This window comes from Curvivirga sp. (genome assembly GCF_965219885.1).
In the GTDB taxonomy this organism is placed as follows: Bacteria; Pseudomonadota; Alphaproteobacteria; order UBA8366; family Aestuariispiraceae; genus Curvivirga.
The window spans coordinates 491,081-502,994 of sequence record NZ_CBDCOT010000009.1 but is presented as its reverse complement, the minus strand read 5'-3'; the positions used below and the strand labels follow the sequence as shown (position 1 = coordinate 502,994).

The 11,914-nt window shown below is 41.1% G+C and carries 5 protein-coding genes; 4 read left to right on the top strand and 1 reads right to left on the bottom strand.

The genetic code is table 11. The features are described from left to right. The first annotated feature begins 37 nt into the window (after nucleotides 1-37). The 4 genes from ACOQOA_RS07820 to ACOQOA_RS07805 all read left to right on the top strand — a co-directional run bounded on the left by ACOQOA_RS07820 (nucleotide 38) and on the right by ACOQOA_RS07805 (nucleotide 10,697). Entirely contained in the window at nucleotides 38-1,585 is a 1,548-nt protein-coding gene (locus ACOQOA_RS07820; protein WP_420548085.1) for a TIGR04463 family radical SAM/SPASM RiPP maturase, read from the top strand. 121 nt (nucleotides 1,586-1,706) lie between these two features. Further along, nucleotides 1,707-2,639, top strand: coding sequence for a hypothetical protein (locus tag ACOQOA_RS07815; protein WP_420548084.1), 933 nt, complete (start codon nucleotides 1,707-1,709; stop codon nucleotides 2,637-2,639). A gap of 149 nt (nucleotides 2,640-2,788) precedes the next feature. Beyond that, on the top strand, nucleotides 2,789-5,806 hold the full coding sequence (locus ACOQOA_RS07810; RefSeq protein WP_420548083.1) for a non-ribosomal peptide synthetase: 3,018 nt from the start codon (nucleotides 2,789-2,791) through the stop codon (nucleotides 5,804-5,806). Between the two features lie 4 nt (nucleotides 5,807-5,810). After that, nucleotides 5,811-10,697, top strand: coding sequence for a type I polyketide synthase (locus ACOQOA_RS07805; RefSeq protein WP_420548082.1), 4,887 nt, complete (start codon nucleotides 5,811-5,813; stop codon nucleotides 10,695-10,697). Here the strand turns inward: ACOQOA_RS07805 and ACOQOA_RS07800 are convergent. Next, nucleotides 10,694-11,899 (bottom strand): ABC transporter substrate binding protein, encoded by a 1,206-nt coding sequence (locus ACOQOA_RS07800; protein ID WP_420548081.1) that lies wholly within the window; start codon nucleotides 11,897-11,899, stop codon nucleotides 10,694-10,696. The two genes, ACOQOA_RS07805 and ACOQOA_RS07800, sit on opposite strands and share 4 nt — an antisense overlap. Nucleotides 11,900-11,914: the final 15 nt, after the last annotated feature.

Genomic DNA, 11,914 nt, shown 5'->3' with positions numbered 1-11,914 from the left:
ATAAATAAAAATCAGATTTTAGGTCAGGGAAAATCTCATGGGTGATCAAGCAAGTGCTGCTGAAATCGTAAGAGCTTCTATTCTGGAGCAAATCCGTAGAGAATCTGCGGGTGGTTTTACCACAACAGTCGAAAATGATGATAAGTCGCGATATGCGATTCAATCAAAATACAATATTTTTATTCCGATCAAAGGTGACGCAAATGGCGATCGCAGTCTTGTATATAATACATTAACGGGTGCGTATGCGGTTTGGGATCAAAATGATATTGATACCTATAATGATCTGGAAAGAAGCCGTCTTCTTGTAAACGATCCTCGTCTGACTAATTTTATTAATGCCGGATATATGGTTGCCAATGACACTGATGAAACAGGTGAATTGGAACAAAGATATATGGCTGCGCGTCATGATTCACAAACCATGGTGATGACGATTGCACCGATTATGGCTTGTAACTTTGCATGTGAATATTGTTTCCAAGGCGCTGACAAGCCAGTTAAGAAAATGAGTGACTTGGTACAAGATGCCTTGTTGCAATATCTTGATAAAGTATTGCCAACTCTTAAAGTTCTGAGCATTAGCTGGTATGGCGGTGAACCTTTGATGGGGTTGAAAACCATCGAAGAACTCACTGTGAAGATGAAAGAATTATGTAAAAAACATGATGTGCAATATACGGCTTTCATCGTAACAAATGGCTATTTCCTTGATGGCAAAACCGCCAAAAAACTTCATAAATTAGATGTGACAAGTTGTCAGGTTACATTCGATGGGGCCGCTGAGTCCCATGATGAGCGTCGCTATCTTCTATCGGGTCGCCCAACGTATGAGCGTATTGCCAAAAATATTGGCGAGGTTATTAATCAAACGCCGATCCAAGTATCTATCCGCGTGAATATCGATCATCACAATAAAGACAATATCAAACATTTGATGGATGACTTAAAGTCACGCGGTTTCAATCATAGAACAAATTTGGGTATATATTTTGCGCCGATTGAATCCATTACGGAAGCTTGTCACAGCTGTAATGATATCTCTATGGGCAAAAATGAATATGCCATTATGGAAGCTGAGTTATATCGTTACGCATTTGAAGCAGGTTTAACTGGCTTACCACGTCCACCAATGATGCATGGCAATTGCGCGGCCGTTCGCCAAAATGGATTGGTACTATTACCAACCGGTGAATTACATAAATGCTGGGATACCGTGAATGATACAACCTTGAAAATCGGAACGATTTTTGAGCCAGAAGCAGCTTTTGAAAGCGCGATTCATAATGAATGGATGAGTTGGTCTCCATTTAACAACGATACATGCCGTGGTTGTAAAATTTTACCAAATTGTACAGGCGCATGCGCGTTTAAATTTGTACATTCTGACAAGACATTAGGTGAAGGCGGTAGTCTGCCATGTCCAAGTTGGAAATTTAATATTAGTGAACGTTTGCTGATCCGTGCTGAGAAAAAAGGCATGATTACGCATGAAGATATCATTGAAGAGAGCCAAACCTCTTCTTCGATGGTTGGGGCAAATCATTCTACGTCGGGCTTGTTTGTTGGCGCGGCAGCGGAATGACCGTGGTTGGATAACCGAATAAGAAGAATGCCTTTCAAGTAAACTTGATTTTACAGAAGGCACAAATTGAGACGATTGAGGCTAAAATAATCAACTATCCTTTTGAAAAGGGGGACTAAAAATGCAATTTGTAGATAAGCCATTTGGGGCCGATGTACATATTCTAGACCCTCAGACAGCTTTTATGGCAGGGAAGATCAAGACATCTAATCTTGAGGACCTACAACTGTTTGAGAAAGCATTTCCGGCGAATCCGGAAGTGATTGTGAATGTGGCAAAGCAACAACAGGAAATGGAAGGCGCTGTAGTTGAATCAGCGGATGACATTGCACCTGAAAAGAAAAGTGACTTGTTGTTTTTGAACATTCTTCCGCTATGTTTTGTACCGCAAGCTGCTGGTGATTGGGATACAACAATCCATTTTAAAATTGGCGGCGCCGGTGAATATACAATCAATGTTGCCAATGGTGAAACAAATATCACAAAAGGCCTAAGCGGTGATCCAAGCACAGTTATCGAAAGTGATTATGACGATTTCCGTTTGATTACTCGTCACCGTGTATTGGAAGACAGTACATTGGTTACTGATGAGCAACTAGAAGAATGGGATGATGATATCGAACTCGACATGGAGTTGAGTGACGATCAATTAGAGGCTGTTGCCGGAGGCAAAGGTGGTAGTTGTGGTGCTGAAGCTGCAGCGGGCACTGCCTGTGGTGCGGATGCCTGTGGTGCTGCTGCTGGTGCGGGTAACGCTTGCGGGGCTGCGGCTTGTGCAGCGGATGCCGGCGTTGGTAACGCCTGTGGTGCAGCTGCTTGTGGCGCGGCTGTTGGTGTTGGTACTGTCTGTGGTGCGGATGCATGTCCGGCTGCGGCTGGCGTAGGTACGGCTTGTGGTGCGGCTGCCGGTGTCGGTGCATGTGCTGGTGACGTTTGTGGTGCTGCTGTTGGTGCCGGTGTATGTGCCGGTAACGTATGTGGTATCGATGTCTTAGGCGGTGCTGATATTGGCCCTTGCGGTATTAACGTTATTCCGTTGGTGCCAGGTACCTAATCCCTACCATTTTCAGTCCAATCTATGAATTAAAAGCAGATGTGTTCAGCATCTGCTTTTTCTTTTTTACGGCTTGTTTTTGCTTCCCCCATCCGACGGATTACCTTAAACTTTCAGATAAATAATAAACAGGGAAGATACAAAATCCGGTGTCGACATTAACTCCAATTGCGAGATTTTTTAAACAGGCTCTGCAGCGATATCCTGATCGTATTGCTGTGACTGAATACCGTAAGAAAGGCGGTAAATCCTACACCTATGAAGAACTTGAAAACGAAGCACAACTTGTTTCTCATTTTCTTCAAACCCAAACCGGTAGAGATGACAAAATCCTGCTTACGGTTTCACCAGGATTTAGTTTCCTGTCTTTTCTAATCGGTTGTTTTTATGCGGATAGATTAGTCGCCCCATGTTTTGAACCGGGAAGTAAGCGAACTGTAAATCGCTTTTTGTCTATTGTTAATGGATTTGAACCTGATTTGATTATTGCAGACAAAGCTAACCCCATATTCGGGGAAGTCAAAATCAGTAGTCTAATGGTGGATCAAATCCGAAATAGCTTCCAAGCCTTACCGCCTATTATGGAACATGTCGTTTCTCAAGACGATGATCGTCCCGTGCTAGTACAATTTACCTCAGGATCGACATCTGATCCTAAAGGTGTGTTGTTAAGTCAACAAAATATCTTATCAAATTTAAATTCCATCAACGATCACCTTAATTTTACACATGATGTACAAAGGATAACAGTAACCTGGTTGCCCCCTTATCATGATCTAGGTCTGTTTAGCCATTTGTTATCTGGTCTCTCTATTGCTGGGCATTTGGTGATCCTTAAACCGATTGATTTTATCCGTAATCCCAAAAATTGGCTGCAGGCCCTGTCTGATTATAAGGCAGATTATACAAGTGCGCCTGATTTTGCCTTTCGCGCTTGTGTGAAACGTGTTGGGACGGGTGATCTGGATGGGCTGGATTTTTCAAATTTAAAGGCGATTGTAAATGCGGCAGAACCTATCCATCCTGAAACCTTGGCTGAATTTCAGGAGTTGCTGGGGGCATTCGGTTTAGGTGAGGGTGTTCTAATGCCTGCCTATGGATTGGCAGAAGCAACTGTAATGGTATCTGCCACGCCATTAGGTTTGGGGCCACAGATTAAATCTGTTGATCGTGAGATATTACGGCGAGAAAATCGTGTTGTGTATTCGGAAGATAATAATATTCAAAAAGTTATCTCTCTTGGAAAAGCTGTTCCGGATCTAGAGCTCTTTGTTTGCGATCCCTTATCAGGTCAGATTTTGAAGGATAGAGAAGTCGGTGAGATCTATTTGAAAGGTGCTCCTATTGCATCCGGTTATTATCAAAATGTCGAAGCGACCACGGCGAGTTTTAAGGACGGCATTTTAAAAACAGGTGATATGGGCTTTGTTGATGCAGGTTTCCTATATCTAACCGGGCGCACAAAAGATCTTATTATTGTAAATGGTGAGAACTATCATCCTCAAGATATTGAACAAGAAGTTTACGCCTTTTTATCCATGGAGAAGGTTATTGCCGTTCAAAATCAAGCAGGTGAGATCATTCTATTACTGGAGCAACCTCGACGGAGTAATGAGACGGATCTAGTCGACCTTTGTCGACAGATTAACCAAATTGTCATGTCTAATATTGGATTGTCTTTGGATCTAATTATTGTTGTGAAAACAGGAACGTTACCTTTGACATCCAGTGGTAAGGTACAACGTCAAAAAGCACTGTCTCAGTTAAACGATCAGCAGTTGAGTATTGTGTCTCAGTTTGCTCATCACCAAAGTAATTCAGCAGGTATGAGCGCAAATAAGTTTATTCAATTGTTATCGGAGTTTGTAGATACGTCTACCTCGGTGATTGATCTGACAACATCCCTTAAGGATTTAAGTTTTGATTCTTTAGCCTTTCTGCAGCTGGATCTAAGATTGGAAAAAACTTTCCAAATGGCATTGGATCTGGCGGAATTACCAGAAACTGTGGCTGATCTTTATCAAAGATTGGTGCCATTCAAGTCATTCAGCCATAATCTAGGTAAGAATGAAGAGCTCTTAGTTCGTGATGTTTCTCAATCAGTACCTTCAGATTGGAAAAACTTACATGAAGGTTTCCATCGTTTCCTGAATGATAGTGGTTTATTATATGATAGTTCGGAACAAATTATCCAGTTAGCCCAGAAGTTATCTCTGTATTTACCGGGGCCCGCATCAAGAATTTTGGAAGATGCGAAACGTATCCATTCAAATCAAATACAAACCGGTTGGTATTGGTATTTACCTGCAATTCAAGAAAAGTTACGTTACTGGCAAACACACTTTTATGCAGATTATAACCATTTGAAACAAGTGCTGACACGATTGCCATCCGCTTCTATTTTAGTCTTGGCACATATGCATGGTTGGGAATGGATATTAGAAAACATCCTTTTAATAGCACATGAAGAAAATTCAAACGTTCTACTGTTAGGGGATTATCGCGAAATTGAAGTTCTGCTGCGTAAAGGACATAATTATCGCAGGCGTGAGATTTCTGACTATCTTGATCAGATAATATTAGATGTTAACGATTCCCAGCTCAGTATAAAACTTTTACAGGCTGTGCAGGACAATAAGACGATTATCGCCTTGCCTGATACAATATTGTCTAAAGACCAATTACATTATCGATTAAATGTGGGTTTTCTCGAGGCGAAGATATCACTCGCGGCTGGTATTTTTATGTTGGCCGAGGAAAAGAAACTCTCTGTCTATCATTTAGATTATGTTTTTAATGCAACAGAATTAAACATGGATGTCATCCAGTTACAGGGATCTGTCCTAGAGATGGGCGTCACTTATGCAGATAGGATTGCGCAGCACTATCAAGATTGGGCACAATGGTCGATTTTACCAACAGACCTGATTGCAGGTGCTGGAATGTCGGTTAGAAGTTTAAACCCTGATGATAGCTTTTTAGATCAATATGGTGTGATAAAAATCCGATCCGGCGAATATGTATATTTATCAAGTTTGGTGACGGGGCGTAGCGTTGAGATTTATGATCAAGATTTTGAACTGTTAATGGAAAAACAGTTGGATAGCATCGAAATACTTTCAAAGAACTATCCTTTGATTGAGAGTCTTTTTAAGCTGGAAAAATGAGCAAATGACAATAAAGAATAAAAAAATTGCGATCATATCCATGTCATGCCGTTTTCCGGCTGGTGCAGATAATCCGGAGTTATTTTGGAATAATTTAATCGAGCAGGTAGATGCAATCGGACCTATTCCAGCAAACCGTTTTAATACAAATCGATTTGTGAATGATGTCGATGAGAAGACAGGACATAGTTACACTGATCGTGGCGGTTTTTTAACTTGGAATCCCGAATCTTTTGATCCCTTGCCATATAATATTTCGCCTAGGGAGGCTGCAAATCTGGATCCACAGCAACGCTTGTTACTGCAATTAAGTGTGGATACGTTCCGTCGTGCCGGATATCAGATTTCTCAATTTAGTGACAGAGATATTGGCGTCTTCATTGGTGGTTTTTGTGTTGATAATCTGTTGTTAAAGCTTGGGCCGAATAACTGGGATAACATCAATCCGCATACGGCAACGGGTGCAACCTTAACGATGCTGGCAAATCGTATTTCCCATGTGTTCAATTTTACCGGACCAAGTTTTACTTTGGATACAGCTTGCTCTTCATCCTTGGTAGCATTGCATCAAGCGGTACAAAATATTCATAATGAAGAATGTGAAATGGCTTTGGTTGGTGGCGTAAATGTTATCATGTCGCCTGAATATTATATCGCCATGTCCAAAGGAAAATTCCTTTCAAAAGAAGGACGTTGTGCCACCTTTGACGAAAAGGCTGATGGTTATGTACGTGGTGAAGGTGGTGGATTAATTCTGTTGAAGCCTTATGAGAAAGCTGTTCAGGATCAAGATAACATCCTAGCCGTAATCTCAGCTAGTGGTGTGAATCAAGATGGTCATACGCCAGGTATTACTTTGCCAAGTTCCTCTTCACAAACCCGCTTATTGGAAAAACTACTGTCAAAAGCGGATATCGATGTTTCAGATATTGGATATGTGGAAGCCCATGGTACTGGCACGCAAGCCGGGGATCAGGCTGAAACAAAGACATTGAACCATGTTTTTGGTTCTAATGTCTCTGCAGAGTCACCATTAATTCTGGGTTCCGTGAAATCAAATATCGGACATTTAGAAGCCGCGGCAGGCATTGCAGGTGTTATCAAAAGCTTGTTGATTTTTGAACATAAAACCATACCAGCCAATCTGCATTTAAATAATCTAAACCCTAAGCTTGCCTGGCGTGAAGGATTTCAAGTCTCAACACCAACGGAGATTCTTTCTTACCCCGAAGATAAAAAAGCTATTTTAGTAAATTCATTCGGATATGGTGGTACCAATGGCATGGTGATTTTGGAGAAACCAGAAGCACATGTGCCAGAAGAATTAGAAAGGGAGAGGAGGTTAAAACCTTTCCCTGTGGCGGCTTACAATCAAAACCAGATATCTGATCTATCCGAACAACTGGTGACGATAGCAAGGGAAGCAAAAGATAATTTCCAAGCTTTTACTTATTCTCAAACGGTTGCAACTGATATAGCACCTTTTCGTCAATTGCATTGGTATAGTTCATCGAAAGATCTGGAAGAGAGCTTAACGCAATCACCAAGTTTACCGATAAATGAAGCTGTTCATGGTGCAAAGGCGGGTTTTGTCTATTCAGGAATGGGACCACATTGGTGGGGTATGGGGCGTGGTTTATACCAAAGCGAGCCTGTTTATAAACAAGCTATTGATGAAGTTGCGGCGCTATTCGAAAAACTTGCTGGTTATTCTCTATTAAAAGCTTTTGGCGAAGGTCAGGATGATTCAAGGATTGGTGAAACTGAAATAGATCAGCCGATGGGTTTTGCCTTGCAAGTTGGACTGACCAAATATCTTGCAGCGATCGGCGTGAAGCCTAGTTGTGTGATTGGTCATAGCTTAGGGGAAGTTGCTGCGCAATGGGCTTGTGGAATGTTAAGCTTGGAAGATGCGGTAGCAATTGTGTATCACCGGAGCCGTTTACAAGCGACAACACGTGGTCAGGGTGGAATGCTAGCAACTGCGTTAAGTGAAATTGATGCAGCAGCTTTGTTAGAAGATTTCGACCAAGTGGATATTGCTGCTAAGAATAGCCAAAGCATGCTGACATTGGCGGGTGATATTGAGCAGTTAGATGATATCGCAAAGATCCTTGAAAGCAGAGGGATTTTCAATCGGTATCTGAAAGTTGAGGTTGCCTATCATAGTCCATACATGGATGTGATTGAGGATGACTTAAGAAAATCTATTTCCTCGCTTCAGTTTCGTAAGCCGGAAATTCCATTTTATTCTACTGCATTCGGACAAAAGTTTGATGGGGATATGTCTGTGGCGGACTATTGGTGGCAGAATATCCGTCATGCGGTTTTGTTTCAGGAAAGCTTGGAAGCTCTTGTAAAGGATGATTTCACCCATCTTCTTGAGATAGGCCCACATCCAGTTTTAGCGAACCCAATTAAGGAGACACTGTATCATCTGCAACAGTCAAAACCTTATGTCTATGTGTTACATAGAGAGGAGGAGGAAGAGCAGAGATTATATACACTAGTCACAGAGCTTTATAACTCCGGGTTTAATTTGAAATGGGAACATTGGTATCCTGTTCGTCAAGTTTATCCGTTTAGCTTACGACAAGATACAGGGTCATCCATGTGGATTGAATCTGCATTATCTAAACAGACACGATTTGGTTTACCGCAGTCGCCTTATCTTTTGAACCGTGTGAATGTACCCGGGGCGGTTTGGTCAGCGGATATAAATGATCATTTCTTTCCCTGGCTTAAAGATCATCTCATTAGAACGAATATCGCTTTTCCTGCAGCAGGATATCTTGAAGCGATGTTGACGATATCTGCACAACTTGCACCAAAAGCTGAAAAACTAAGCCTCAAAGATGTTCGCTTCCTGAATTTATGGCTTATGAATGAGACGGATAACTTTAACCTTTATTCGCGAATTGATGCTGTCTCAAAAGAAATTGAACTGCATAGCGGTATACGTGGACAACTATATCAACATCCTTTGCATGCAACTGCGGTCTCGTCTGAGGAGCATCTGGAAGGTTTGGAACTAAATGAAAAGAGTGAAGGGGAAGAGTTTCCTGTTCCTGCTTTTTATAAACTCGTTCAATCACTAGGTTTTGAATATCGAAATGCTTTTCAATCTATTGAAAGAATATGCTTGATTGAGGATCGTATATATCTGGACCTATCTGCACCATCTGTAACAAATCATAACTTTGCTTATCCTCCGGCTTTAGACGGTGTCTTCCAAGCCGTGATTGTTTTAATGATGACACGTGCAGATATTCAGATACAAGCTGTGCCTTATGCTATCGATCAGTTAACTTTGCATAGAGCGCTTCCATCAAGATCAAAAGCGTGTGTAGAGCTACGCATGTTAGATCAGAACAAGATTATTGTTGATTTTATTATCCGAAACGAAAGCGATGAAATTTGTATGATGGCGAAGGGGGTGACTTTTGCCGCACTTCCTTCAGGGCAAAAACCGATCTCAGACGCTTATGTTGAAACTTGGGCTTTTCTTGAAAGTTCGGGAAATGAAAATGAGCTGAATTTCGAAAAAGAGTTTTATCTGAAAGATACAGGAAAACTTCAGGATGCTGTGAAAGAAGCTAAAAGGTTTCTGTTTGATGAATTAAAACCATCCCTTTCGCATATATCTGGCAACATTTTGATCCAGATTGAGGAACAAACAGATTTAAATCCATTGTCAAATATGATGATTGGTTTGTTGAAAACATTGGAAAAGGAAGGTTATTCAAATCTTTATTTGCGTCTAGGAAAAGCTAGTTTTTTGAAGAAATTCGAAATCGAAGGTTCGGCGCATATTTCTTCTGTCACTCATGATGGTATAAAAATACCAGAGATTAGAGTACAAGAGCTTGAAAATCTGTCAGATAGTAATTTTCCATTAACTGGTAAATCCGTATTGATTACAGGGGGTACAGGTGGTTTTGGTGAAAAGATAGCATCTTGGTTATATTTAAATGGCGCTTCGCGAATTATTTTGGCCAGTCGGTCCGGTGTTTTAAAAGAAGGGGAGACGGATACTCTTCCTCCAAATGTTGAAATCGTGAAGCTGGATGTAGAAGATCAAGACGCAGTTAATTATTTCTTCAAAGCAGAAGCGGGTAGAGACAATCCTATATCTGCTATTTTCCATGCCGCCATGGTTTTAGAAGATCAGTTCTTTTCTAATTTATCCTTAGAATCGATTGATAAAACTATGGGGCCAAAACTGGATGGAGCCATCTATCTTGATCAAGCCAGTCGAGACTTACCAATTGACCATTTTGTGATGTTTTCTTCTATTGCCAGTGCATTGGGTAATCAAGGTCAGGCTGCTTATGTGATGGCCAATCGTGCAATCGAAGGTCTTGTTGTTCAAAGACGTCAACAAGGCTTAGCAGCACAGGCTATTCAATGGGGGGCGATTTCAGATGTGGGTATTGTCAGCCGTGATGTCGGCTTACAGAAAACACTTAAAGCCAAAGGAATTGAAGCGATTAGCAGTGAAGAAGCACTGAACCGATTTGAACAAATCCTTATGACATCAAATAATGCCGATCCTGTGATAGGAATTTATAAATACACCCTTCATGAAGATAGCCCGATGAATGAAGTTTCCATGGGGTTCGTGGCAAAACTTCAAACGCTAGATAAAGAAGAACAGTCAGGTATTCTGATCGATTTTGGAATAGAGATTTTGGCGAATGTTCTAAAACAGGAAGCTCAATATATCAATTCTAACCGTCCGATTAATGAACTAGGTGTGGATTCGTTGCTTTCTGTTGAAATATTATTGTCCTATGAAAAGGAATTGGGACGAAAAGTACCGTCCTCCTTATTCATGGGGCATTTGTCATTGGAAGAAATATCCCAACAAATCATCGATCTGATAAGCTAGAATAAGTTTTGCCCTGAAATGCGTACAGGATTGCCATCTTTATCATATACAAAACTCGCGATTTCCAGAAAGTCGAACGGGATTTTCATGCCAATTTTATGAGCGATATGAAAGTTGATAGAGATATCTGGCGGGGTTACCACACCAACGGGCATTTTACCCGGATCGGCACCGTTTAATATATCTAGCATATAGATTGCCGCTAGATGAGCATTTGATTCAAACCCAATTCCAATTGAGACAACAGCTGAATCTTCACCTTCTTTTACGACATTGGTAACCGCGCTTAAGACGGGGATACGTCCGGCAAGTTTATTAATGAGTTTGATTTCCTGAAAAACAGAAGTTGAACCTGTTAACCATATCATGCTTTTGGACAAATCTGGGTCAGATGCTTTCATCTGATTAACAACGTCGGGAAGCATTGTCTGTAGTTCACTTGCGGCTTCTTCGCGATTTTTTACACCAACATCATATATTTGGATATTGTAAGCGCCCGATAGTTCTTTCATAGGCTGGAATTGAGTCAGTACAGCTGATTCATTTTGTTCTGCATATAAGATGGCAAGGTTTTTGATGTCAGGGTTTAATCGCAGCAAATATTGGAATAATGTCTCTGCAGATGCATTTAGAGAAGTAAAGGCAACATTTGTACCGCTGCCAGATTTATAATCTGCCAATTGTCCCATGAGAACGGGGTCTTTAGAAGTAATCGTTACAACTGGTATTTTGCCATTTGAATAATTGCGTATCAAGGAACGTGTGGTGGATGACCCCATACTTACAAGCAAGTCATATTTTTCGTTTTCAGCTGTTTGGAGCGCGGCCATAACGTGTTCGACTTCTTTCCCGATAAAAACCACATTAAGTTCCGCATTGATTGCACGTTGCTCAAATACTTTGAGAACCTGAGAAATCGCAATATCATACGCGCTGGATCTTTTTCGATAGATGACCATGATTTTCTGTGCGGGCTCGCTTGAAGTCGCGAGGAAATTTTGATCTCTCACGATTTGAATATGTTGAGGGTCTAGAACACTGAAAGACCAACCTTCGGTTTTAGTATCTTGATAGGCGAACCATTCTGTTAATTTAACTAAAGCGTCGGCTTTGCTTGTGGTAGAGAAAAAGAACAAGATTAGGAAGGAGAGAGAAATCAATCCTATTGATCCATATTTTAAGCTATTCAAATTGAGTTTCATATCTTCTACTCCCGT